This is a genomic window from Listeria grandensis FSL F6-0971, assembly GCF_000525835.1.
Lineage (GTDB): Bacteria > Bacillota > Bacilli > Lactobacillales > Listeriaceae > Listeria_A > Listeria_A grandensis.
Genome location: NZ_AODD01000002.1, coordinates 621,268 through 645,676, shown reverse-complemented (window position 1 = coordinate 645,676; position 24,409 = coordinate 621,268). Strand labels below are relative to the sequence as shown.

Here is a 24,409-nt window from a genome sequence, read left to right as displayed (position 1 = left end):
GAGAAGTTAAGCGGTAAGTCCGCCAAATCCCCCCAAATGCGAGAGCTTGTCGCCGGTTTATTTGAGTTATGTCCCTGACTTTTTGTTACGAAGGGAGAAATTACATATGAGTTATGAATATTTTCCAAATTTCTATGACGCTCTGATGGACGAGGAGCTGTACGACAACTGGTTTACCTTCGCAACGCCTTATTTACCGAGGAAAGGTGGAAAAGTGCTTGACGTCGCTTGTGGGACTGCTGAGCTTGCTGTACGTATGGCTAAGCGTGGCTTCGAAGTGACAGGCATTGATTTGTCAGAAGAAATGCTGAGTGTAGCGAGTGACAAAGCGTTTCAAGAAGATGTCTCGATATTATTGTTACAACAAGACATGTCGGAAATGGAGCAACTGGGCGACTACGATTTGGTCACATGCTTTTGCGATTCATTGAACTATTTAGAAACCGAGGAAGCTGTGCATGGCACTCTGCTGAGCGTCTACAAGAACCTAAAAGCGGATGGTGTTTTTTTATTTGATGTCCATTCTGTTTACAAAATCGATCATCTTTTTAAAAATTATAGTTATGGGGATAGCGACGAAGAAATTTCTTGTATTTGGAACTCTTTCGAAGGTGAGTTTCCTCATTCAGTGGAACATGAGCTGACGTTTTTTAAACAAAATCTAGATGGAAGCTATCATCGATACGATGAATTACATAAAGAACGTACGTATCCTGTGGAATGGTACCAAAAAGCGATCCATGATGCTGGATTTAGTAAAATAAAAATTTGCGCTGATTTTACGGATTTTGAACCCACAAAAACAAGCGAAAGAATCTTTTTCATATGCGAGAAATGACTTTTACCTGTCATTTCTCTTTTTTTTTATGTTGGAAGGGAAATTGCGACAACAAAGGATAAATGGAAGAAAGAGCGAATATAAATACTAAAGGCAGGTGATAAATATGATGGAGAAATGGCAAGCATATAAGAAATACATCATTGGTATAGGTGTGTTATTAGTTGCTGTTGGTCTGTTCTTTTTTGCGCAAGATCAAGAAGAACAACCTGTTGCGCCGACATCCGTTGTAGCCAAAGAGGAGCCTACAACAAAAGCGGAGAAAACACCCGAAATCGCTGCAAACAAGAAGCTGATTGTAGATGTGAAAGGGGCTGTTAACAAGCCAGGAGTCTATGAATTGGCAGCGGATAGCCGTGTGAAGGACGCGATTTTAAAAGCAGGAGGATTGTCTCCAGAAGCTGATGTGCGGCTCCTTAATATGGCGCAAAAAGTAACAGATGAAATGGTTATTTACGCTGGGAAAGTAGGGGAAGAAGGACTACAGCCAGTAACAACGGCGGGATCGGACACAACCACTAGTAGTGATACTCAAAAAATAAATATCAACACAGCAGATATTACGGCTCTACAAACCATTCCGGGAATCGGAGCGGTCAAGGCACAGGCTATCGTAGACTACCGCGAAAAAGAAGGGCTATTTACGACCATTCAAGACCTTGCGAAAGTGTCAGGAATTGGTGCGAAAACAGTAGAACGATTAAGCGAACATATTACAGTCGAGTGATAAAGCTGTTGACGAGGCGAATTCGAAAAGCATATACTTAAAGCATCAACCTTTAAAGGAGCGACAAATATGCAAAGAATAGCTTGGGATCAATTCTTTTTGGCGCAAAGCCATCTAATATCTTCTAGAAGTACTTGTACACGCCTTATGGTCGGAGCAACAATTGTTCGTGATAAACGTATTATTGCAGGTGGATATAACGGTTCGATCGCTGGTGGGGATCATTGTGATGAAGAGGGCTGCTACGTCGTGGAAGGTCATTGTATTCGTACGATCCATGCCGAAATGAACGCGATACTTCAATGTGCTAAATTTGGTGCATCGACGGATAATGCAGAGATGTATGTCACACATTTTCCTTGTGTTGCTTGTTGTAAATCCATTATACAAGCAGGGATTAAAGCGGTTTATTATGCGAAAGACTATAAAAATCATCCTTATGCGATTGAACTTTTTGAGCGTGCCGGTGTCGTTGTTAAAAAAGTGCCCTTCGATGAACACGTGCTAAACAATACGGCTCAGATGGAACAGACCGTTATCCAGACTGTGCAAGAAGTTTTACAACAAGAAGACGTTTCACAAGAGACTATTTTACACCTAGAAGATAGGCTACGACAACAATTTTTGAAATAAAGTGAGGTGAGGATTATAGAGCGTCTATATTTGACGGCAACAATCGCTATTATCCTCGCTGTAATATGTGTTTTTATCTCGGTGAAAACCCTCCTGTTACTTGGCGTGTTACTGATTATTTCGCTCGTTTTTAAGCGTTCTAAGCTAGTAGTTTTTTTCAGCCTTACGCTTGTAGCAGGCGTTTTTTTTCTGGTTTGCAGATAGTCAGAACCGTTCGCAGCATGAAGCTGGTGCACTGGAAGCTGTAGTCACTTTAAGCGATGGTATCGTAATTGATGGCGATGCTTTTCGAGCACAAGTGGTATATCAAGATGAACGATTTCAACTAAGTTACAAAATGACAAGTGAACAAGAGCAACAAGCGCTTAAAAAGCTGAAATACGGTGATCAGCTACATGTCAATGCCGAATTAGAAGCACCAGAAAAGAATCGGAATCAAGACCAATTCAACTACCAAGCATTCTTGTATAGGAAGCACATTCACTGGCTACTCAAAGCAAATATGATCCAACCAGTTACTTCGAAAAGCGCCACATGGCTCTATACTTTGAAAAATTTTCGGAAAAATCAATTGGAAAAAATAGATGCAGAAATGGATAATAAAATATCACCGTATGTAGCATCACTTGTTTACGGCGATCGATCTTATGTAGATACATCGGTTTATGAAAGCTATCAACGCTTGGGAGTAGTTCATTTATTGGCTATTTCTGGGTTACATGTTAATCTTATTGTTGCTGGCTTTTTATTAGTACTACGTCGTCTAGGATTTCAAATTGAGAAAACGGCGATCATGATGATCTGTTTATTGCCGTTATATTGCCTCATGACCGGCGGCAATGCACCAGTTGTTCGTGCTGCAATTATGACAATTTGCTTAATGGCTGGCAGGTTATCACCAGTTCGAGTTACATCGCTTCAAGCGCTATGCTTTAGCTTTATTTTTGTCTTTTTATTCAATCCATATTGTGTCTTCGAAATCGGATTTCAGCTTTCGTATGCTGTTTCTTTCGCAATTATTCTATCAGGGCGAAAGATCATGCGAAAGACGTCTTCTACCCTACTAAATACCCTCTATATATCCTTGATCTCTACCGTATCTGGAATTGCGATCATGAGTTACCATTTCTATGAATTTTCTATTGTTGGTGTATTTCTAAATATCTTGTATGTACCGCTATTTACCTTTATTCTTTTACCGCTTAGTTTTCTAGCAATATTTTTCATGAATCTAATGCCAATCATGCTCGCTATACCATCAACTATGATGAAAGTAGCGGTTACCGTATCTGAAGCACTTGCCACCGTGCTACAAAAGATCCCATTTACAACCTGGATTACAGGCAGGCCTAGCAATATTTCGTTGGTATTGCTCATTATGCTCACTTTCTATTTCTTTTACAAATGGGAGAAAACAGGAAAAGCATATCGTTATTTAATCCCTGTATGTATATGCCTTTTTTTAGGCACGTTTAATTTTACGGGAAAAGTGTCATTTATTGATGTTGGTCAAGGAGATAGCGTCTTGATCCAACTTCCTTGGAATAGGGGCAATTATGTCATTGACGTAGGTGGCCAAATGGCTTTTGAAAAAGAGCAGTGGGCAGAAAGAAAAGAGCCATTTTCGGTTGGAAAGAACATCGTGACGCCCGTTTTAAAAGCGAATGGGATTTCGACACTAGATAAGTTAATTGTGACGCATAGTGATGCAGACCACATGGAAGGACTGATTGATGTCGGCGGAGCTATGCATATTAAAGAACTAGTCTATGCAGAAGGTGGGGAAACAAAAAGTATTATGCAAAAAGCCTTAAAAGCACTCCCAAAGATTCCTCAAAAAGCGGTATTAGCAGGGTATAGTTGGATGAAAGGGGATGCTACGTTTCAAGTTATTAGCCCTATACAAAAAGGCGAAGGTGGTAATAACGATTCCATTGTCATAACAGCGGTTCTAGATAATAAAAGATGGCTATTTACTGGAGATATTGAGAAGGAAACGGAGCTCGCATTACTCGAAAATCCATTAATAAAGGCTGATATCTTAAAAGTTGCGCATCACGGCAGCAAAACATCTACGACACCAGCCTTTATCGAACAGGTAAAACCAACAATCTCTATCATTTCTTGCGGACTGAATAATCGCTTCGGACACCCGCGAGAAGAAACTTTAGAAACGCTAGAAAAAGCAAATACAACCATCTACCGTACAGATTTACAAGGAGAGATTATATACACTTTTTCAAAAGGCTTTACTTTTGGCTTAGAATGATTTAGCACTTGCGAAATACGTCTTCTTGATTTACGATGGATAGAGATATTATTGAGAAGGCGAGGACGAATCATGATTGCAGAATGGAAGAAGATAGAGAAAAAACAATTTGCATCTGTATACTTGATTATTGGAACAGAAGACTATATTATCAACGAAACAAAGAAGCGTCTGGTTGCCAATATTTTAGATGCAGAAGATACTGATTTTAATTATGCCAATTTTGATTTAGATGAAACGGCAATTGAGCAAGTTATTGAGGAAGCTGAAACAATACCATTCTTCGGTGACCGTCGACTCATCATTGCGGCTAATCCTTCTTTTGTGACAACGGAGAAGGCGAAGAGTAAAATAGAGCACCGGACTGCACGATTAGAAGATTACTTGAATGAACCAGTAGATTACTCCATTTTGGTCATCATCGCTCGGGTAGAAAAGCTAGATGAACGAAAAAAATTGACAAAACTGCTAAAAAAACAAGCGACAGTCATTGATGCTAAGCGACCTAATGAAGCCGAGTTAAAGAAATGGTTGCAAGAAATCAGCAACACAAATGATTTTCAAATGGATAGTGTTGCGACAGATCGATTAATAGAGCTGACAGGTGGCCAATTAACAACAGTGATGAATGAGCTAGATAAACTAATGCTCTATAAGTTAGAGGAGCGTATAATCCGCGTTTCAGATGTGGAGGGACTTGTTGTGCGATCGCTCGAGCAAAATATCTTTTTGTTGCTCGACAAAATGATCGCTCTAGACATAAGTGGGGCGCTAAGTATTTATTATGATCTGCTAAAGCAAAAAGAAGAGCCAATAAAAATATTGGCGCTGATTGCTAGTCAATTCCGTTTGCTGACTCAAATTAAATTATTAGAAAAACAAGGCTTCAGCCAACAGCAGGTTGCTCAAAAATTGAAAGTTCACCCATTTAGAGTCAAAATTGGTGCGCGACAAGCAAAAAGTTTTTCATATCAAGAATTGACAGCAACACTCGAAAGGTTGGCAGAAATGGATTATGAAATGAAGACAGGTTACGGGGATAAAGCACAGAAATTAGAATGGTTTTTGTTCTCGCTACAAGACCAGAAGCAGAAACAAGTGAAGTGATCGTTGGGTTTTGTCTAGGGTTTCCTGTCCCTAGACAAACAAAAAAACACCACACGACAGTGCGATGTTTTTGCGATTTACAATCGTATTATTTAGCTAGTTTTTTAGCTAAGCGAGATTTATTGCGTGCTGCATTGTTTTTGTGAAGTAGACCTTTGCTAACCGCGCCGTCTAATTTTTTACTAGCTTCAACATATAGATCTTTCGCGTTGTCTGCATTGTTTTCTACAGCTTGTTCGAATTTCTTAACAGCTGTACGCATCGCAGTACGTTGAGATGTGTTGCGGCTGTTGCGAGTTTCAGTTGTTTTTACACGTTTGATTGCTGATTTAATATTTGGCATTTCATTCACCTCCGCCCAAAATTATGAGGTAGTATCTATAATATATACCATACCCTTCAAAATTACACTAGAACAAATGTTATTATACCTAAACACAGCAGATATTGCAATATTACTTTACTAATTTATTTATTTTTTTGTAAAAAAAGGCGGAAGTGATTGAAAATAGCGAGCGCGACTGATATAATCTATCTTAGCTTGCCATCGTTTTAATAAGATGAGTTCGAATTCGGGAGCTGGAGAAATGAAGAAAGAAGAAATGCTAGAAAGACAAAAGAAAATAAGAAATTTTTCGATAATAGCACATATTGATCATGGTAAATCAACGCTTGCCGATCGTATTTTAGAAATGACAAATGCGCTCACACATCGTGAAATGAAGGCGCAACTGCTCGATTCGATGGATTTAGAACGAGAACGTGGTATTACGATTAAATTGAACGCGGTGGAATTATCGTATACAGCCAAAGACGGCGAAACATATATCTTTCACTTGATTGATACACCAGGGCATGTCGATTTCACATATGAGGTATCGCGTAGTTTAGCAGCATGTGAGGGTGCTATTTTAGTAGTGGACGCGGCACAAGGTATCGAAGCGCAAACACTTGCTAATGTTTATCTGGCGCTCGATAATGATCTGGAAATTATGCCGGTTATTAATAAAATCGATCTTCCAGCTGCAGAACCAGAACGGGTTCGCGCGGAAATTGAAGATGTGATTGGACTCGACGCGTCGGATGCTGTCCTTGCTTCCGCGAAATCAGGGATTGGTATTGAAGATATTCTAGAACAAGTCGTTGCAAAAATTCCTGCACCAACGGGAGATATTGATGCTCCGTTAAAAGCGCTTATTTTTGACTCTGTTTTTGATGCCTACCGTGGTGTTATAGCGAATATTCGTGTGATGGAAGGCTCCGTGAAGGCTGGCGACAAGATTCGAATGATGGCTAATGGGCGTGAATTTGAAGTAACTGAGGTTGGGGTCTTTACTCCGAAGTCCACACCAAGAGACCAATTGATGGTCGGGGATGTTGGGTATTTAACGGCTGCAATCAAGAACGTTAGTGATACGAGTGTTGGGGATACGATTACGCTTGCCAACAATCCGGCAGCAGAAGCATTACCTGGTTATCGGAAGTTAAATCCGATGGTGTACTGCGGTTTGTACCCGATTGATTCAGCAAAATACAATGATTTACGTGATGCTCTTGAAAAATTAGAATTAAATGACTCGGCATTACAGTATGAAGCAGAAACTTCTCAGGCGCTAGGTTTTGGTTTCCGTTGCGGTTTCCTTGGCTTGCTCCATATGGAAATTATTCAAGAACGGATTGAGCGGGAGTTTAACATTGATTTGATTACAACAGCACCGAGTGTTATTTATCACGTGAACTTAACAGATGGCTCGAAGGCGGTTGTTGATAATCCTGCTGAAATGCCAGAACCCGGCGTGATTGATTCTGTGGAAGAGCCTTATGTCAAAGCAACGATTATGGTGCCAAATGATTATGTTGGTGCGGTAATGGAGCTTGCGCAGAATAAGCGTGGGAACTTTATGACGATGGAGTACCTCGATGATATCCGTGTGAGCGTTATTTATGAAATGCCACTTTCAGAGATCGTATATGACTTTTTCGATCAGTTGAAATCCGGTACAAAAGGCTATGCGTCGTTTGACTATGAGCTGATTGGCTACCGTGAATCGAAACTGGTGAAAATGGATATCGTGCTAAATAATGAGAAAGTCGATGCGCTTAGCTTTATTGTACACAGAGACTTCTCTTATGATCGCGGAAAAATCATCGTTGAAAAACTAAAAGAACTCATTCCGAGGCAACAGTTTGAGGTGCCAATCCAAGCAGCGATCAGTACGAAAATTGTGGCACGTTCAACGATTAAGGCGCTCCGTAAAAACGTATTGGCTAAATGTTATGGCGGAGATGTATCACGGAAACGGAAACTTTTAGAAAAACAAAAAGAAGGTAAGAAACGTATGAAATCCATTGGTTCCGTAGAGGTACCACAAGAAGCCTTCATGGCAATCTTGAAAATGGACGATAAATAAAGAATCGGCGGAAAAAGCGACTTTAACTTGTTCACGTGGGGCATGCGAAGTTCGCTTTTTCTCCTTAAAGAAAAGAGTGTATAAAAATGACTGCGGTATATATCCACATCCCTTTTTGCGAACATATTTGTTATTATTGTGACTTCAATAAGGTTTTTTTAGAGGGGCAACCGGTCGATGAATATGTTGATTTGTTGATTAAAGAGATGGAAATGGTGACCGACAAGCAATCAATGGACCCTGTGGAGACTGTTTTTGTGGGGGGCGGAACACCGACGACGCTTACCGAGGCGCAGTTAGCTAAGCTTTGTTCTGCTATTTTGCGGATTTTTCCAATCGTGGAAGGGGCGGAGTTTAGTTTTGAAGCGAATCCAGGGGATCTTTCCCTAAGCAAGTTGCAAGTCATGAAAGACCATGGTGTGAATCGGCTTAGCATGGGGGGTTCAGAGTTTTAATAATGTATTGCTCAAGAAGATTGGGCGCATCCACACAGTCGATGATGTTTACCAATCGGTGAATAACGCTAAGCAGGTAGGTTTCGAGAATGTCAGTATTGATCTTATTTTTAGTTTGCCTGGTCAGACAGAAGCGGATTTCGAAGACACATTGACGAAGGCGCTTGCTCTGGATTTACCGCATTACTCGGCGTATTCGCTCATCATCGAGCCGAAGACAATTTTCTACAACTTGATGCAAAAAGGAAAGCTCCTCCTCCCTGGTGAGGATGCGGAGGCGAATATGTATGAAACATTGATGAACACGATGGAGAAATATGGTCGCAAACAGTATGAAATCAGTAATTTTGCGAAACCGGGCTTTGAAAGCAAGCACAATATCGTCTATTGGAGCAACGAGCACTACTATGGTTTCGGTGCTGGGGCGCATGGCTATGTGGGCGAAAATCGCTATGCGAACTACGGCCCATTGAAAAAATACATGCAACCGCTACAAAATAATGAATTACCGATCTTTCAACAAAAAGAGTTGACCTTGAAAGAAAAGATGGAAGAGGAGATGTTTCTCGGTTTGCGAAAAGTCGCTGGAGTGGATAAGGCGCATTTTCAAACGAAATTTGGTCAGTCATTAGATACAACATTTGCACATGCCATCGATAAAACGTTCACAAAAGGGTGGCTAGAATCGACGCAAGAAAGTGTGCGACTCACGAGAAGAGGACGCTTTTTGGGCAATAACGTTTTTCAAGAATTTTTATAATGGCGCTTGGTTTCGGCTAATTACTACTTTAGTCTGAAATCGAGTGTTTTTTGTTGACAGCAGACAATCGGAGTGGTAAATTTATAATTGTATTTAGCACTTAAACCTATCGAGTGCTAAAAAGAGGTGATAGATATGTTAACCGAGAGGCAATTGTTGATCTTTCGTGCCATTATCGACCATTTCATCGAGACTGTGCAACCAGTTGGATCTAAGAATTTGCTGAAGGAGAATAATTTACCGTTTAGCTCAGCGACGATCCGTAATGAGATGAGTGTGCTAGAAGAATATGGATTTATTGAAAAGACGCATTCTTCATCAGGACGTATCCCATCTGAGAAAGGTTATCGTTTTTACGTGGATTATTTACTTGAGCCACAGAAGTTGAAGAAGCAGGATATTATGTCTGTTCAATCGCTTTTTTCAGAGACTTACTTTGAAATGGAGCAGCTTATTCAAAAGTCAGCCTTGATGTTATCTGATTTAACGAATTATACATCGATTTTACTCGGTCCTGCGTCAAAGCAGAATCGATTGAGTGGTTTCCGATTTGTACCAATCAACAGAAATCAAGCGATGTTAATTCTGATTACCGATCAAGGTCATATTGACAACCACGTGGTAACAATTCCAGAAACGATGACACCGAGTGATATGGAGCGAGTCGTCAACATTTTAAATGAGCGCTTAGTTGGGCTCCCGATTGATCAAATGAATTCGATGATTCCAGCAGAAGTGTCCGATTTACTGCGGAGCAACGTGGTAAATCATGAGTTAATGCTTTCGATTTTGAAGGATTCGTTCCAACAAATCAGTAAGGAAAAAGTGTATTTTGGCGGGAAAACTAATATTTTGAACCAGCCAGAATTTCACGATTTTGCCAAGGTACGAGAATTGCTACGGTTGATGGATCAGGAAAAAGATGTTTACCAGCTCTTTTCTGACATACCTCAAGGCCTTCATGTTAAAATTGGTACGGAGATAAATAACCATTTGATGGACGATTGTAGTATTATTACTGCGACGTACAGCATTGCCAATGAACATGTAGGAGGCATCGTCCTCCTAGGCCCGACACGGATGGAATACGACCGCATGATGGGCTTAGTTGACCTAGTAAGTCGGGATTTAACAACTGTGTTAACAAGGCTTTATCATGATAATCAAAAATAGAAGAGGTGACAAACGTGTCTGAACAAAAAAAACAAAAAAAGAAAAAGTAGCGCAAGAAATCGAAAAAGAAGCGGCAGAGGAACTTAGTGTCGTGGAAGAAGAGATGGAAGCTCACAATGAAGAAGTCGAAAACAAAGATGAGAATCGTTTGCTTGAGTTGGAAGAAAAATTAGAAGCATCTGAGGATCGTTACTTGAGACTCCAGGCTGATTTTGAAAATGTGAAAAAACGTAACATCGCGGAGCGTACGGCGAATCAGAAATATCGTTCGCAAAGTATCGCGGAAGAACTTTTGCCAGCGCTGGATGGTTTCCAAAAAGCACTGGGACACGCAAAGTGACTCGGAACAAATGGAAGCACTCTTGACGGGCATGAAGATGGTCTATGGTCAAATCATGACAGCACTTGAAAAAGAAGGCTTGGAAGAAATCCCAGCACTCGGCGAGCAATTTGACCCGAACTTCCATCAAGCGGTCATGCAAGATAGTGATGAAACAAAAGAAAGCAATGAAATCACGATGGAATTACAAAAAGGATACAAGTTGAAAGATCGTGTCATCCGTCCATCGATGGTAAAAGTAAACCAATAAAACAAGAATCCAGTTGCATATAAGCAATTGGTAACAATAGGAGGAAATTAAATTATGAGTAAAATTATCGGTATTGACTTAGGAACTACAAACTCTGCAGTGGCAGTATTAGAAGGCGGAGAAGCAAAAATTATCCCAAATCCAGAAGGCGCACGCACAACACCATCTGTTGTCGGCTTCAAAAACGGTGAACGTCAAGTTGGGGAAGTTGCGAAACGTGCGGCGATCACAAACCCTAATACGGTGGCATCAATCAAACGCCACATGGGTACAGATTACAAGGAAACCGTGGAAGATAAAGACTATTCCCCACAAGAAATCAGCGCAATTATTTTGCAATACTTAAAAGGTTACGCGGAAGACTATCTTGGTGAAACAGTAGACAAAGCGGTTATCACAGTTCCAGCATATTTCAATGATGCACAACGCCAAGCAACAAAAGATGCTGGTAAAATCGCAGGTCTTGAAGTAGAGCGTATTATCAACGAGCCTACTGCAGCAGCACTTGCTTACGGTATGGACAAAATCGATAAAGACCAAACAATCCTTGTTTTTGACTTAGGTGGCGGTACTTTTGACGTATCTATTCTAGAACTTGGCGATGGCGTATTCGAAGTTCACTCAACAGCCGGCGATAACTTGCTTGGTGGGGACGACTTTGACCAAAAAATTATTGATTTCCTAGTCGCTGAATTCAAACGCGATAATGGCATTGACCTTTCTAAAGACAAAATGGCATTACAACGCTTGAAAGATGCTGCTGAAAAAGCGAAAAAAGACCTTTCTGGTGTGACTAGCACGCAAATTTCACTACCATTTATTACGGCTGGAGAAGCTGGCCCACTTCACTTAGAAGTAACGCTTACTCGCGCTAAATTTGACGAATTAACACATGATTTAGTAGACCGTACGATTGCACCGACGCGTCAAGCGCTTAAAGATGCTGGACTTTCTGCAAGCGATATTGATGAAGTTATCCTTGTTGGTGGTTCGACTCGTATTCCAGCAGTACAAGAAGCAATCAAAAAAGAACTAGGCAAAGAGCCGCATAAAGGTGTAAATCCAGATGAAGTTGTAGCGATGGGTGCGGCGATTCAAGGTGGCGTCATCACGGGTGACGTGAAAGACGTAGTACTTCTAGACGTAACACCACTTTCTCTAGGAATTGAAACAATGGGTGGCGTAATGACTCCACTTATCGAACGTAACACAACGATTCCAACATCGAAATCACAAACATTCTCGACAGCGGCTGACAATCAACCAGCAGTAGACATTCACGTATTGCAAGGTGAGCGCCCAATGTCGAAAGATAACAAAACACTTGGTCGCTTCCAATTAACAGATTTACCACCAGCACCACGCGGTATCCCGCAAATCGAAGTTTCTTTTGACATCGATAAAAACGGTATCGTAACAGTTCGTGCGAAAGACCTTGGAACTGGTAAAGAGCAAAATATTGTGATCAAATCTTCTTCAGGTTTAACAGACGAAGAGATTGAAAAAATGGTGAAAGACGCAGAATTAAATGCAGAAGAAGATAAGAAAAACAAAGAAAACGCAGAACTTCGTAACAACGCCGATCAATTAGTGTTCACTGTTGATAAAACATTGAAAGAATTAGAAGGCAAAGTAGACGAAGAAGAAGTGAAGAAAGCAGAAGCGGCTCGTGATGAATTGTCTGAAGCCCTTACAGGCGAAGATTTCGACGCAATCAAAGAGAAAACAGATGCGTTAAACGAGATTGTCCAAGCGCTATCTGTTAAGTTGTACGAGCAAGCAGCGGCAGAGCAACAAGCAGCACAAGGTGAAAATCCTGAAGCTGCTGCAAACGACGATGTTGTAGACGCTGAGTTTGAAGAAGTAAAAGATGACGACGCAGAGAAAAAATAAGTATTAAGAAATAGTGGGGACGAAGAGTCAAAGTCTAACTGGCTTTGGCTTTTTCCCGATTTTTTCGGGAAATCATTGTTTTACTTCGCTAAAACATATGTTACAATACGTTAAGAGAAATACGAGAAGGACAAGGAGTGAGACGCAAAAAATGGCAAAACGTGATTATTATGAAGTGCTTGGCGTTTCCAAAGGCGCCTCGGCAGATGAGATAAAAAAAGCTTATCGTAAGCTATCGAAGCAATACCACCCAGATATTAACAAAGAAACTGGCGCTGATGAGAAATTTAAAGAAATATCCGAAGCATACGAAGTTTTAATTGACGCATCTAAGCGTTCGCAGTATGACCAATATGGGCATGTTGACCCGAACCAAGGATTTGGTGGTGGCGGTTCATACGGAGGCGGCGGCTTTGGCGGTCAAGGTTTCGGTGGATTTGAAGATATTTTTGATACATTCTTTGGTGGTGGTTCCTCTCGGCAAGACCCGAATGCACCTCGTCAAGGGAGTGACATGCAGTACACGATGCGTTTGAAATTCAAAGAAGCGATTTTTGGTAAAGAAGTGGAGATTGAAGTACCGCGGGAAGAAAGCTGTGATACGTGTGATGGAAGTGGTGCGAAACCAGGCACACATCCTGAAAAATGTTCTCATTGTGGCGGAAAAGGTTCGGTTAACGTCGAGCAAAACACGCCATTCGGTAGAATCGTCAACAAACGGACTTGCCAATATTGTAATGGTACTGGGAAAGAGATCAAAGAAAAATGTGATACATGTCATGGCTCTGGTCGGGTAACGAAGAAGAAGAAAATCAAACTAAAAGTGCCTGCTGGTGTGGATGACGGGCAACAAATGCGCGTTGCTGGCGAAGGTGAAGGTGGCGTTAACGGCGGACCAAACGGTGATCTTTACGTTGTCTTCGTCGTAGCACATGATGAATTCTTTGAACGCGAAGGAAGCGATATTTATGTGGAGGTTCCACTGACGTTCGTTCAAGCCGCACTCGGCGATGAAATCGATGTCCCAACCGTTCATGGCAAAATTCGTCTGAAAATCCCTGCTGGTACGCAAACGGGTACGACTTTCCGCTTACGCAACAAAGGTGTTCCGCATCTTCGCGGTAACGGAACTGGTGACCAACACGTCATCGTCAAAGTGATCGTTCCGAAAAAACTGGATGAGAAGCAAAAAGACATTTTACGTGAATTTGCGACAACGACAGGTGATAAAGTAGACGAAAACAGCGAAGGTTTCTTCGATAAGATGAAAAAAGCTTTTAAAGGTGAATAAATAGATGAGAAGGCTCGGATATTGCGTATTCAGTAATGCCGAGCCTTTTAACTTAGAAATGAGGCATTCAAAATGAAATGGTCAGAGATTGAGATTCACTCTGTAAACGATGCGGTAGAGCCAATTACATATGCATTAAATGATTCAGGAGCCAGCGGGGTTTCCATTGAGGATTCCGCAGATTTGACACGCGAGCATGAGGATCGTTTCGGTGAAATTTATGATTTGCAAGCTGCCGATTATCCAGCAGAGGGTGTGATTATCAAGGCTTACTTTTTAACGACGGAAGATTTTTTAGAGAGGGTTCCACAGATCGAGGCTCGTATCCGCGGTTTGGCCCAGTTTGATATACCGCTTGGAGACCTTACTTTTCAGGTAAATGAGGTCAATGATGAAGAATGGGCAACAGCTTGGAAAAAATACTATCATCCGGTTAAAATTACGGATCAAATTACCGTTGTTCCGACTTGGGAGGACTACACGCCGGAAAATGCGGATGAAATGATTATTGAGCTCGATCCGGGTATGGCATTTGGAACAGGGACGCACCCGACGACACAACTCTGTGTACAAGCGCTCGAGAAAATCGTGAAGCCTGGCGATGAAATCATTGATGTCGGTACAGGTTCCGGCGTTTTGAGTATTGCTAGTGCAAAACTTGGAGCGAAAAGTGTTTTAGCTACGGATCTTGATGAGGTGGCTGTTCGTGCGGCTCGCGAAAATATCGCGCAGAACCATTGTGAAGACATCGTCACTATCCAGCAAAATGATTTGTTAAAAGGTATTGATCAAAAGGCGGATATTATTGTAGCCAATATTTTAGCAGAAGTCATTTTACTGTTTCCAAAAGATGTGCATGCAGCGCTAAAACCGAATGGAATTTTTATTGCGTCTGGTATTATTGAACCGAAACGTGAAATTGTGACAGAAGCCTTGATTGAAGCAGGTTTAACGGTGTATCATGTGGAACAAATAACAGATTGGGTAGCTATTTACGCCAAGCGAGGTGAATAAAGATGCAACGATATTTTATTGATGAAATCAAGGATGATACCGCGATAATAACGGGAGATAATTTTCATCATATTGTTCGGGTTATGCGAATGAAACTGGAGGATCAAGTATATCTTGTCACTCCAGACGAACGTACGGCGATTGCTAGTATTAAAGAGCTAGGTGAGGATTTTATACGCTTAACCGTCTTATCATGGAAGAACGAGTCTTCTGAGCTTCCTATCGCTATCACCATCGCGAGTGGTCTGCCTAAAGGTGATAAGTTAGAATGGATTACTCAAAAAGGGACAGAACTTGGTGCAAAGCAATTTTTATCTTTCCCGGCAAAGCGTTCTATTTCCAAGTGGGACGGCAAAAAAGTGAAGAAAAAAGTAGAGCGCTTAGACAAAATTGCGTTAGAAGCTGCTGAACAATCACATCGTCATTTTGTACCGCATTTCCGACATTTAGAGTCGTTTCAAGCGCTGGTAGAGGAAAGTGCGAATTACGATCACGTCGTTGTTGCCTATGAAGAAAGTGCCAAATCGGGTGAGGAATCCGCATTAGCCACACTTTTTGGCAAGGTGAAGCCTGGAGAATCTGTGCTCGCGATTTTCGGTCCAGAAGGTGGTTTTGCAACGGATGAGGTGGATAAATTAGCAGCACATCAAGCCGTGCAAGTGGGGCTAGGACCTCGTATCTTGCGTACAGAAACGGCGCCACTTTATTTTTTAGGAGCGGCTTCGTATGCGTTTGAACTTTCCAAAAATGGGTAAAAGGGAAGTAGATTGTTAGCATCTTTCGAAAATAAATCAGCAAAAGTTAACGATTGCATATTGACTCGCCTAGCCGTTTGGTTTATAATTTTTAGTGAGTGAATGCAAATAGTATGTGCATTACTTTGGACTCATTCACAGGCTAGTCTTGTGCGAGGTGTTCAAATAGCTTAGGACATCCTTGTCCATTTAAGTGTCGGAGGGAGGGAAAGAGAGATGTCAAAAACAGTAGTTCGTAAAAACGAATCGCTTGAAGATGCTCTTCGTCGCTTTAAACGTACTGTTTCCAAAACAGGTACAATGCAAGAAGTTAGAAAGCGCGAATTTTATGAAAAACCAAGCGTAAAACGTAAAAAAGAAATCAGAAGCAGCAAGAAAACGCAAATTCTAATCGAAGGGACGAAATAAAGCATGAGTCTCCTTGACCAACTGAATGAGGATATGAAACAAGCGATGCGCGCGAAAGAGAAAGATAAACTTTCCGTTATCCGCATGTTGAAAGCGGCTTTGCAAAATGAAGCCATTCGTCTAGGTACAGATGATATATCTCCTGACGACGAAGTGACTATTCTTTCCCGTGAAATGAAACAACGTCGCGACTCTTTGAACGAATTTGAGAAGGCAGATCGCTCTGACCTTGTTGAGAAGTTACAAGAGGAAATCGTGATTGTGGAGAGCTATTTGCCGAAGCAACTTTCCGAGGAAGAAATCGCTGAAATTGTAAAAGTTACGATCGAAGAAGTTGGTGCAACATCTCCAGCCGATTTTGGTAAGGTGATGACCGCTGTAATGCCGAAAGTAAAAGGTAAAGCAGACGGAAACGCAGTAAACAAATTCGTGAAGCAATATCTTTCATAAACAAAATCAAAAGAGCTGGGAAACTGGCTCTTTTTTTGCTGGAATGGTTCCGTTACACTCGAGTATAGGTGCGAATAAGGTGAGCGGTGAATCATTTAAAAGAGTAGAATAAACCACAGAGGAACATTCATCTACATAGACGCGCCGAATAATACCAAAATTACGCGCTTTCGTGTATAATGTAGTCACACGAAGTTAATTTTAGAGTGAAGGGGTTATTTGGATGCCAACAGATCATGATAATAGAAAGATTGCTCTAGCAGAGGGGTTTGATGCTAGGGAACTGTTTGGAAATAACGATGCACATATAAACTTAATTGAAGAAGCGTTCGAATTACAAATCATCACTCGCGGGGAATCGATTACTTTGCAAGGATTAGAAGTAAATGAAGCGCATGGAGCAGCGGTTTTGGAAGCGCTAATCAACGTGATATTAAAGGGAATTCATGTCGATGAACGCGATGTAACCCAAGCAATAAAAATGGAACAAAACGGTACTGTAGCTTATTTTTCAAGTCTCTATGATGAGGAAATTACGGTAAATGCAAAAGGTAAAATGATTCGGCCGAAAACATTTGGACAGCGTAAATATGTTCGTACGATCGATAAATATGATGTTGTTTTTGGGATAGGTCCTGCGGGAACGGGAAAAACTTACCTAGCTGTCGTGAAGGCAGTGGCTGCTTGGAAGAAGGGCACTGTGAACAAAATTATTTTGACACGTCCGGCGGTAGAGGCTGGAGAAAGCCTTGGCTTTTTACCGGGGGATTTGAAAGAGAAGGTAGATCCTTACTTGCGACCTGTATACGACGCGCTTTATGATATTTTTGGTGTGGAGCATACAACGCGATTGATGGATCGCGGTGTGATTGAAATTGCGCCGCTTGCTTATATGCGTGGGCGAACGCTCGATAATGCTTTTGTCATTTTGGATGAGGCACAAAATACGACGGTTGCACAGATGAAAATGTTTTTGACGCGGCTCGGTTTTGAATCCAAGATGATTGTAAATGGTGATACGACTCAGATCGATTTGCCAAAGGGGGCTACGAGTGGACTTGTGAATGCGGAAACAGTACTCCGAGATGTTAAAAATATTGGTTTTGTGTATTTTGAGCATTTTGATGTGGTTCGTCATCCACTTGTTGCCGAGATTATTAAAGCTTATGAAGGTAAGTTGAAGTAATTGGTATTTCAAAAATCTTGATCAAAGGGGGCACATATGAAGTATACGAAAAAATGGACGGCTTGGTATTACAAAACGGGAAAAAAGTATGTAACTCCAGTCATTCTGATTTGCTTTTTCATCATTGCCTTCGTACTTATTTGCCAGATGGTCAAGCCAGAATCCTACAATGTAAAGTTATTTGAAGTGGCTGAAAAGACGATTCGTTCGCCGCAAACGATTGAAGATACGCAGAAAACAACAGAAGAACAGACAAAAGCGGCAACAGATGTTGATGATGTGTATGTTTTCAACCGCGAAACGGCACAGAATCGGGAATCGCTTGTTAGATCGCTGTTTGCCTACGTGGCTGAGGTCAATCAAGCGGCGGCAGAAAATGATGCGAAAACGAAGAAAGCGGCGGCAGATGCGGATAAACCATTGCCAAGGTCGACCTCTCTTGATCAAAAGTTGGCATCTTTGAAAGAAAAGCTTTCCAAAGACGTATCGGAAAATATTATGGACGGCGTGAACAGCGCTATGTTGACGACGCTGCTTCAAATGAATGCGAAAGATTTGCAAGCCGTTGAAAGAGAAGTCACCGGTGCGCTTGAAGTGGCGATGGATCAGAGCGTTCGTAAAGATAATATGACGGATGTAAAGGTAAGTGCGCGCGACACGATCGAGCTTTCTAGCATACCTGCGAATTATAAGGGGGTTGCGAAGGCCATACTATCTTATGCGATTGTTCCAAATGAAGTGTACAGTGCGGCGCAAACAGAAGATAGACGTAAGGAAGCAGCAGCTAATGTAATTCCTGTGAAAATATTACAAGGACAAGTTATTGTGCAGGAAGGGCAGATTATTGATCGAGAAATTTATCGACAGCTGGCGCTACTTCACTTGTTGGATCAAAAAATGCCAATTAAACAGTATGCTGGATTCGCACTTTTATTGTTATCGCTTGGCACGATGCTATATTTTTTCACAAATAAGCAGAAGTCGCTAGATCGGCAAAAGAAAAATCAATACGCGCTTGTCTTCTCTTCCGTTTACATCGGGATTTTGCTGATGTTGATGATTATCCGCTTTTTAGAAGGCGTGGATATTAGTAATATTTCCTTCTTATTTCCCGCGGCATTTGGCCCGATGATTATTAAAATATTACTGAATGAGAAGTTTGCGTTTATGATCACGATTTTTACATCGGTCACGAGTTTCTTCGTTTTTCAAGGGGATGCTACGGCTGCTGTCAATGTTACTGTTTCCACTTTTATTTTGCTTAGTGGGCTCGCAAGTATTGTGGTGTTGCGTGATTATAGCCGACGTTCCGCGATTTTATTGGCAGGCTTTATTGTTGGGCTCGCGAACATGGCGTTTGTCTTCTTGCTGTTACTCATCAGTAATTCAGGGCTACTCACGCTTGCGTTTTGGGTGCCGGTTGGGTATGCTTTTCTAGGTGGGATCGGCTCCTTTGTACTTGGCATTGGTGTAATTCCATTGTTTGAAACCATGTTTGGGATGCTTACGACGAGCCGTTTGGTGGAACTCGCTAATCCGAATCATCCATTGTTGAAGAAAATTATGATGAAAGCACCAGGAACGTATCACCATAGCTTGATGGTTGCCAATCTGGCGGAGGCTTGTGCGGATGCAATTGGCGGAAATAGTTTACTCGTTCGAGTTGGCTGTTTTTATCATGATATTGGTAAAACATTACGACCACCCTATTTTGTGGAGAATCAGTTACACGGGATTAATCCGCATGATCGATTGACGCCAGAACAGAGTCGCGATATTATTATTGCGCATACGACGGATGGTGCGGCCATTTTGCGTGATAATCATTTCCCTCAACCAATCATTGACATTGCGCTAGAGCATCACGGGACCACGCTTGTGAAATATTTTTACTATAAGGCGAAGGAAAAAAATCCAGATGTCACAGAAGCGGATTTTCGCTATCCTGGTCCGAAGCCGCATACACGGGAGATTGCGATTATTAATATCTCAGATAGTGTAGAAGCAGCGGTAAGATCTTGTGATGCACCAACAAAAGAGAAGATTAAGGCGATCGTGGACAGTATTATTGAGGATCGCATGCAGGATAAACAGTTTGTCGAATGTGATATTACGTTTCAAGAAATAGAGATTGTGCGAGCGACGCTATGTGCAACGCTAAATGGGATTTATCATCAACGCATTCAATATCCTGATGATAAGCAAGGAGGAAGACAATGACTTTAGAGCTTGATATGATAGATGAAACAGAAGAATTAGCCCCTGATGCACTGGATTTAGTCGAGGATTTGCTACAGTTTGCCGCCCAAAAATTAGAGATTCAAAACGACAGCGAATTAGTGGTAACGTTTGTGGATAACGCGCGGATTCAAGAGATTAACCGCGAATATCGTGATAAAGACCAGCCGACAGACGTGATTTCGTTTGCCTTAGAAGAAATGGGTGAAGATGAAACTGAAATTGTGTGGGAAGAAGATATGGAAGCACCGCGAATTCTTGGAGATATTGTTATTTCCACAGAGAGCGCGCTAGAGCAGGCGAACGAGTACGGGCATGGATTCGATCGCGAACTAGGCTTCTTAGCGTTACATGGCCTCCTACACCTTCTAGGCTATGATCATATCGAACCCGAGGATGAAGACGAGATGTTTTCATTACAAAGAGAAGTGTTGAATGCTTATGGACTCGAAAGATAGAGTGAAGGCAACGAGCAATCGGCGCTTTCGAAAATCATTTATCCATGCCGTGACAGGTGTTAAAACAGCGATTTTGGAAGAGCGCCACATGCGTGTCCATATTACTGCTGGAATGATTGTGATTATCTGTGGCGTTTTTTTCAAAGTGACGAAGATTGAATGGTTATTTCTGATCTTCTCGATTTTTAATGTGTTGACGTTTGAAATGATTAATACGGCGATCGAGCGCGCGGTAGACGTGGCGACAGAAGACTTCCATCCTTACGCGAAGAAAGCGAAAGATGTGGCGGCTGGCGCAGTTTTACTAGCTTCGATTTGCTCGGCAGTAGTAGGACTGTTTATTTTCATACCAAAATTATTTTAAAAGGAGCTTTTTTTGATGAAAGAAAATAATTTAATTGACTTGGCAAAGCAGGCGCGCGAAAATGCTACGTGCCTTATTCTAAATTTAAAGTTGGTGCGGCTTTGGTAACGACAGAAGACGAAGTTGTGCTGGGTTGTAATATCGAAAATGCTTCCTATGGTCTGACGAATTGTGCTGAGAGAACGGCGATTTTTAAAGCTGTTTCAGAAGGAAAACACGATTTCAAGAAATTGGTCATTGTGGCGGATACAGAAGGACCAGTGGCTCCATGTGGCGCGTGCCGTCAAGTCATTAGCGAGTTTTGTGCACCCGAAATGCCAGTAGTTTTAACAAATATGAAAGGTGATATCGCGGAAGTTACCGTTTCCGAATTGCTTCCAGGCGCCTTTACACCGGGGGATTTAAATAAATGAGTGATGTTTTCAAATCAGGTTTCGTGGCGATTGTCGGCCGTCCAAATGTTGGTAAATCGACATTGTTAAATCAAATTATTGGGCAAAAAATCGCGATTATGAGTGATAAAGCCCAAACAACACGCAATAAAATCCAGGGTGTTTATACGACAAATGAAGCACAAGTTGTATTCATCGATACACCAGGGATTCACAAACCAAAGCATAAATTAGGCGATTTCATGGTCAAAATCGCGCTTAATACGTTCCGTGAAGTTGATATGATCTTTTTTGTGATTGATGCAGAAGCAGGATTTGGTCGCGGTGATGAATTTATTATTGAGAAGTTGAAAAGAGTAGAGGAAACACCGATTTTTCTATTGATTAATAAAATTGATTTGGTGCAACCAGAAGCATTGTTGGATTTAATTGCAAAATATAGCGAGATGCTTGATTTTGAGGAGATTGTTCCGATTTCGGCGCTTCAAGGAAATAATGTTTCGACATTGCTTGAAGAAACGACAAAGTATTTACAAGAAGGACCGATGTACTATCCGGAAGATCAGATTACCGATCACCCAGAACGGTTTATCATTGGCGAATTGATTCGTGAGCAAGTATTAAAATTTACACACGAAGAAGTTCCGCATTCGGTTGCAGTTGTGATTGAGGGTATCGAAACTAATCCGGAGACGCAAAAACTGCACATCATGGCTCAGATTATTGTTGAACGCAGTACGCAAAAAGGTATTTTGATCGGGAAACAAGGTCAAATGTTAAAACAAATCGGGATGCGTGCGCGTAAAGAAATCGAGCTTTTGCTAGGATCAAAAGTTTACTTAGAAATCTGGGTAAAGGTTCAAAAAGGCTGGCGTGATAAGGAACATTATCTTCATGATTATGGATTTGATCACGACGAGTATTAATCATAGAACGCAAAAACAGAACTAACTCCAAACAAGTCAGTTCTGTTTTTGCGTTCTATTGTATTATTTCGCTGCGCCGCTCCATGATACGTCATAGAGTGCTATATGAAACGGACCATCCCCATAAACGTCAAAATAAACGGTTTTCGTTACCTTGGTGGCAGGTTTTACAATCGCGCGCCAATCTTCTTTATAGGCATTGTCGCCTTCCAGCCCATCTTTATCATAAATTAAGAAATCATCGGCATAATAGGTGACAGATCGTACTCCTTTATTCTCAATAGTCACTGTTGCTTTCACATAGTATCCAGCCATGGGGCTATTTAATTCTTTGTCGCCTGCCCATTTTTCGATTTTCGTTACATTGACCCAAACGTTGTCTTCGAATTCAGCAACTTGGCCTACTTTATACTGGGTATAATCATCGGAAAAATAGTCATAGTCGCCTTCGTCATCATTATTGTACTCGTCATAAGGCTCATCTTCACCACCAGTGTCGTCATATGTAGAGCCGTCCATTAAATTATCATGCATCATCGAACGATCCACGGAGACATCCGAGGCAACACCACCAAAAATAAGACCACTCACTAAAACACCGCTAAAAATAATGCCTAGAAACATCGAAGCAGAGGTCATAATTGCTCCAGGTAACTTATTTTTCCTAACGATTAGTAATATGATACCGACAATCAAACCAGCTAAGCATAAGAATAAGAAAAAACATACAAATAAAATCATTGCTGTTATCATGTAAAAACGCTCCCTTTTTTAGTTATTATCACCATTGTACAATAGTCATGGCATTAAATAAACGAAAATTTATCTTTTTTTCAAAATGGTGTTGTATAATGGAAGTTAAGGAGTGAAACGAGATGGAAAAATGTGAAGGAATTGTCATTCGAACGACTAATTACCGTGAATCTGATAAAATCGTGGTCATCTATTCTAGAGAATACGGCAAAATCGGTCTGGTCGCTCGTGGTGCAAAAAAAACGAAGAGCAGACTGTCTGCAGTGACTCAGTTATTCACAAATGGTGTTTTCACGTTTTATCCAAATCGTGGGTTGGGCACGTTGCAGCAAGGCGAAGCGATAACCTCTTTTGCATCGATTCAGACGGATATTTTTCTAACAGCGTATGCGACATATGCGTGCGAGTTACTTGATAAGGCGACAGAGGAACAGCAAGCCAATGGTCCGCTTTACAACTTGTTTTACCAAATTATCCATCATATTGATGAAGGGTATGATCCGCAGGTTTTGACGCAAATTTTTGAGATGAAGATGCTCTCGGTGTTGGGGTTATATCCGACGATGGATCGGTGTGCGATTTGTGGCCAAACAGAAGGGCGTTTTGATTTTTCAGCGTATGCGAATGGGATTGTATGCCACCGCTGTTTTGAACGAGATAAATACCGGCTTCATATGACGGAAAAATCAGTGAAGCTACTGCGTCTATTTTATATTTTCCAATTGGATCGACTGGGAAATATAAACGTGAAGCAGGAGACGAAAGAAGAGGTACAGCGCGCGATTGACACGTATTATGAACAGTATTCGGGTCTCTATTTGAAAAGCAAGAAGTTCCTCAACAATATGAAAAACTGGGATGAACTATTGAAAAATAAGCCAGAGAAAGAAGATGGCGATTGACTTTTGCGTGAAAATGAGGTAAATTTTAAGATATAATCGAGTAGGTGTGATGACGGAAAACTAGTATTAAAAAGCTCTTTTCTAAGCGAGTTCGGAGATGGTGCAAGCCGAGCGTAAATCTTTTTAAGAAGGCCTTCCTGAGCACGATCGAAATCAAGGTGGGATTTGAGAATGCCCTTTCGTAAACTGTAAAGCAACGCTAAGCCTGTTTTTGTTTTAAAAATGGGTAAGCGGTAGAAGCTGCTTTACACAGATCGAACAGAATTGGTGGTATGTGAGTTTGCCGCCGATTTACATCGGGTATGCTCTATCCAAATAGGGTGGAACCGCGTGAGCAAGACTCTCGTCCCTATGTTTTCTTTTTTAAGGAGGCATAGAGACGAGGGTTTTTATATGCCTAATTTTATGGAGGTGGA

19 protein-coding genes and 5 pseudogenes are annotated in these 24,409 nt (G+C 41.3%); 22 read left to right on the top strand and 2 right to left on the bottom strand.

Features of this window, described 5'->3' with window-relative positions; genetic code table 11:
• Positions 1–106: 106 nt before the first annotated feature.
• The 5 genes and pseudogenes from PGRAN_RS03705 (at position 107) to holA (ending at position 5,574) form a co-directional block, all read left to right on the top strand.
• Entirely contained in the window at positions 107–838 is a 732-nt protein-coding gene (locus tag PGRAN_RS03705) for a class I SAM-dependent DNA methyltransferase (RefSeq protein ID WP_036065141.1), read from the top strand.
• A gap of 106 nt (positions 839–944) precedes the next feature.
• Positions 945–1,565 (top strand): ComEA family DNA-binding protein, encoded by a 621-nt coding sequence (locus PGRAN_RS03700; protein ID WP_036065138.1) that lies wholly within the window; start codon positions 945–947, stop codon positions 1,563–1,565.
• A gap of 69 nt (positions 1,566–1,634) precedes the next feature.
• Positions 1,635–2,073, top strand: a pseudogene (locus PGRAN_RS03695) (ComE operon protein 2); the annotation flags it as partial.
• Between the two features lie 423 nt (positions 2,074–2,496).
• The gene (locus PGRAN_RS03690; RefSeq protein WP_338151697.1) at positions 2,497–4,467 is read left to right on the top strand and encodes a DNA internalization-related competence protein ComEC/Rec2; all 1,971 of its coding nucleotides are present in this window, start codon (positions 2,497–2,499) and stop codon (positions 4,465–4,467) included.
• 72 nt (positions 4,468–4,539) lie between these two features.
• Positions 4,540–5,574: a DNA polymerase III subunit delta gene (gene holA / locus PGRAN_RS03685; RefSeq protein WP_036065132.1), complete on the top strand. Its 1,035-nt coding sequence runs from the start codon at positions 4,540–4,542 to the stop codon at positions 5,572–5,574.
• An 88-nt stretch (positions 5,575–5,662) separates the two neighbouring features.
• Here the strand turns inward: holA and rpsT are convergent, their stop codons facing one another.
• A complete protein-coding gene (rpsT, locus tag PGRAN_RS03680) occupies positions 5,663–5,917 on the bottom strand; it encodes a 30S ribosomal protein S20 (protein ID WP_036065130.1) in 255 nt (84 codons plus the stop codon).
• 244 nt (positions 5,918–6,161) lie between these two features.
• Here rpsT and lepA point away from each other — a divergent pair, with 244 nt between their 5' ends.
• From lepA to era, 16 genes and pseudogenes are all read left to right on the top strand, one after another.
• Entirely contained in the window at positions 6,162–7,985 is a 1,824-nt protein-coding gene (gene lepA, locus PGRAN_RS03675) for a translation elongation factor 4 (protein ID WP_036065126.1), read from the top strand.
• An 86-nt stretch (positions 7,986–8,071) separates the two neighbouring features.
• A pseudogene (gene hemW, locus PGRAN_RS03670) lies at positions 8,072–9,200 on the top strand (radical SAM family heme chaperone HemW).
• A gap of 135 nt (positions 9,201–9,335) precedes the next feature.
• Complete coding sequence (hrcA, locus tag PGRAN_RS03665) at positions 9,336–10,373, top strand: heat-inducible transcriptional repressor HrcA (protein ID WP_036065124.1); 1,038 nt, start codon at positions 9,336–9,338, stop codon at positions 10,371–10,373.
• A 91-nt stretch (positions 10,374–10,464) separates the two neighbouring features.
• Positions 10,465–10,963: pseudogene (gene grpE / locus PGRAN_RS03660) on the top strand (nucleotide exchange factor GrpE).
• Positions 10,964–11,017: 54 nt separating this feature from the next.
• Complete coding sequence (gene dnaK / locus PGRAN_RS03655) at positions 11,018–12,856, top strand: molecular chaperone DnaK (RefSeq protein ID WP_036065122.1); 1,839 nt, start codon at positions 11,018–11,020, stop codon at positions 12,854–12,856.
• 151 nt (positions 12,857–13,007) lie between these two features.
• The gene (gene dnaJ / locus PGRAN_RS03650; protein WP_036065120.1) at positions 13,008–14,147 is read left to right on the top strand and encodes a molecular chaperone DnaJ; all 1,140 of its coding nucleotides are present in this window, start codon (positions 13,008–13,010) and stop codon (positions 14,145–14,147) included.
• Positions 14,148–14,219: 72 nt separating this feature from the next.
• Entirely contained in the window at positions 14,220–15,161 is a 942-nt protein-coding gene (prmA, locus tag PGRAN_RS03645) for a 50S ribosomal protein L11 methyltransferase (protein ID WP_036065118.1), read from the top strand.
• Positions 15,162–15,163: 2 nt separating this feature from the next.
• Positions 15,164–15,916, top strand: coding sequence for a 16S rRNA (uracil(1498)-N(3))-methyltransferase (locus PGRAN_RS03640; RefSeq protein WP_036065116.1), 753 nt, complete (start codon positions 15,164–15,166; stop codon positions 15,914–15,916).
• 216 nt (positions 15,917–16,132) lie between these two features.
• Positions 16,133–16,307 (top strand): annotated as a pseudogene (gene rpsU / locus PGRAN_RS03635) (30S ribosomal protein S21).
• A 20-nt stretch (positions 16,308–16,327) separates the two neighbouring features.
• Positions 16,328–16,774: a GatB/YqeY domain-containing protein gene (locus tag PGRAN_RS03630; RefSeq protein WP_036065113.1), complete on the top strand. Its 447-nt coding sequence runs from the start codon at positions 16,328–16,330 to the stop codon at positions 16,772–16,774.
• 223 nt (positions 16,775–16,997) lie between these two features.
• Positions 16,998–17,960 (top strand): PhoH family protein, encoded by a 963-nt coding sequence (locus PGRAN_RS03625; RefSeq protein WP_036065112.1) that lies wholly within the window; start codon positions 16,998–17,000, stop codon positions 17,958–17,960.
• A 36-nt stretch (positions 17,961–17,996) separates the two neighbouring features.
• Positions 17,997–20,180, top strand: a complete 2,184-nt coding sequence (locus tag PGRAN_RS03620; RefSeq protein ID WP_036065111.1) for an HD family phosphohydrolase — start codon at positions 17,997–17,999, stop codon at positions 20,178–20,180.
• Entirely contained in the window at positions 20,177–20,656 is a 480-nt protein-coding gene (gene ybeY / locus PGRAN_RS03615; protein ID WP_036065110.1) for an rRNA maturation RNase YbeY, read from the top strand. The genes PGRAN_RS03620 and ybeY overlap by 4 nt, the downstream gene beginning before the upstream one ends.
• Positions 20,634–21,020 (top strand): diacylglycerol kinase family protein, encoded by a 387-nt coding sequence (locus tag PGRAN_RS03610; protein WP_036065109.1) that lies wholly within the window; start codon positions 20,634–20,636, stop codon positions 21,018–21,020. Before ybeY ends, PGRAN_RS03610 begins: the two co-directional genes overlap by 23 nt.
• 15 nt (positions 21,021–21,035) lie before the next feature.
• A pseudogene (locus tag PGRAN_RS03605) lies at positions 21,036–21,433 on the top strand (cytidine deaminase).
• Positions 21,430–22,338, top strand: a complete 909-nt coding sequence (era, locus tag PGRAN_RS03600; RefSeq protein WP_036065107.1) for a GTPase Era — start codon at positions 21,430–21,432, stop codon at positions 22,336–22,338. The pseudogene PGRAN_RS03605 and the gene era overlap by 4 nt, the downstream one beginning before the upstream one ends.
• 63 nt (positions 22,339–22,401) lie before the next feature.
• On the opposite strand, the gene PGRAN_RS03595 is transcribed toward era, so the two are convergent.
• Positions 22,402–23,091 carry a DUF4352 domain-containing protein gene (locus tag PGRAN_RS03595; protein WP_036065106.1) on the bottom strand — a complete coding sequence of 230 codons (690 nt, stop codon included), beginning with the start codon at positions 23,089–23,091 and terminating at the stop codon, positions 22,402–22,404.
• Between the two features lie 122 nt (positions 23,092–23,213).
• Between PGRAN_RS03595 and recO the strand changes: the two genes are divergently transcribed.
• The gene (gene recO, locus PGRAN_RS03590; RefSeq protein WP_036065104.1) at positions 23,214–23,993 is read left to right on the top strand and encodes a DNA repair protein RecO; all 780 of its coding nucleotides are present in this window, start codon (positions 23,214–23,216) and stop codon (positions 23,991–23,993) included.
• Positions 23,994–24,409: the final 416 nt, after the last annotated feature.

Bases quoted from the DNA above. Each gene is read 5' to 3' on its own strand.
- PGRAN_RS03705 (WP_036065141.1), top strand. From the start codon at position 107: ATGAGTTATGAATATTTTCCAAATTTCTATGACGCTCTGATGGACGAG.
- PGRAN_RS03700 (WP_036065138.1), top strand. From the start codon at position 945: ATGATGGAGAAATGGCAAGCATATAAGAAATACATCATTGGTATAGGT.
- holA (WP_036065132.1), top strand. From the start codon at position 4,540: ATGATTGCAGAATGGAAGAAGATAGAGAAAAAACAATTTGCATCTGTA.
- rpsT (WP_036065130.1), bottom strand. From the start codon at position 5,917: ATGCCAAATATTAAATCAGCAATCAAACGTGTAAAAACAACTGAAACT.
- lepA (WP_036065126.1), top strand. From the start codon at position 6,162: ATGAAGAAAGAAGAAATGCTAGAAAGACAAAAGAAAATAAGAAATTTT.
- hrcA (WP_036065124.1), top strand. From the start codon at position 9,336: ATGTTAACCGAGAGGCAATTGTTGATCTTTCGTGCCATTATCGACCAT.
- dnaK (WP_036065122.1), top strand. From the start codon at position 11,018: ATGAGTAAAATTATCGGTATTGACTTAGGAACTACAAACTCTGCAGTG.
- dnaJ (WP_036065120.1), top strand. From the start codon at position 13,008: ATGGCAAAACGTGATTATTATGAAGTGCTTGGCGTTTCCAAAGGCGCC.
- prmA (WP_036065118.1), top strand. From the start codon at position 14,220: ATGAAATGGTCAGAGATTGAGATTCACTCTGTAAACGATGCGGTAGAG.
- PGRAN_RS03640 (WP_036065116.1), top strand. From the start codon at position 15,164: ATGCAACGATATTTTATTGATGAAATCAAGGATGATACCGCGATAATA.
- PGRAN_RS03630 (WP_036065113.1), top strand. From the start codon at position 16,328: ATGAGTCTCCTTGACCAACTGAATGAGGATATGAAACAAGCGATGCGC.
- PGRAN_RS03625 (WP_036065112.1), top strand. From the start codon at position 16,998: ATGCCAACAGATCATGATAATAGAAAGATTGCTCTAGCAGAGGGGTTT.
- PGRAN_RS03620 (WP_036065111.1), top strand. From the start codon at position 17,997: ATGAAGTATACGAAAAAATGGACGGCTTGGTATTACAAAACGGGAAAA.
- ybeY (WP_036065110.1), top strand. From the start codon at position 20,177: ATGACTTTAGAGCTTGATATGATAGATGAAACAGAAGAATTAGCCCCT.
- PGRAN_RS03610 (WP_036065109.1), top strand. From the start codon at position 20,634: ATGCTTATGGACTCGAAAGATAGAGTGAAGGCAACGAGCAATCGGCGC.
- era (WP_036065107.1), top strand. From the start codon at position 21,430: ATGAGTGATGTTTTCAAATCAGGTTTCGTGGCGATTGTCGGCCGTCCA.
- PGRAN_RS03595 (WP_036065106.1), bottom strand. From the start codon at position 23,091: ATGATAACAGCAATGATTTTATTTGTATGTTTTTTCTTATTCTTATGC.
- recO (WP_036065104.1), top strand. From the start codon at position 23,214: ATGGAAAAATGTGAAGGAATTGTCATTCGAACGACTAATTACCGTGAA.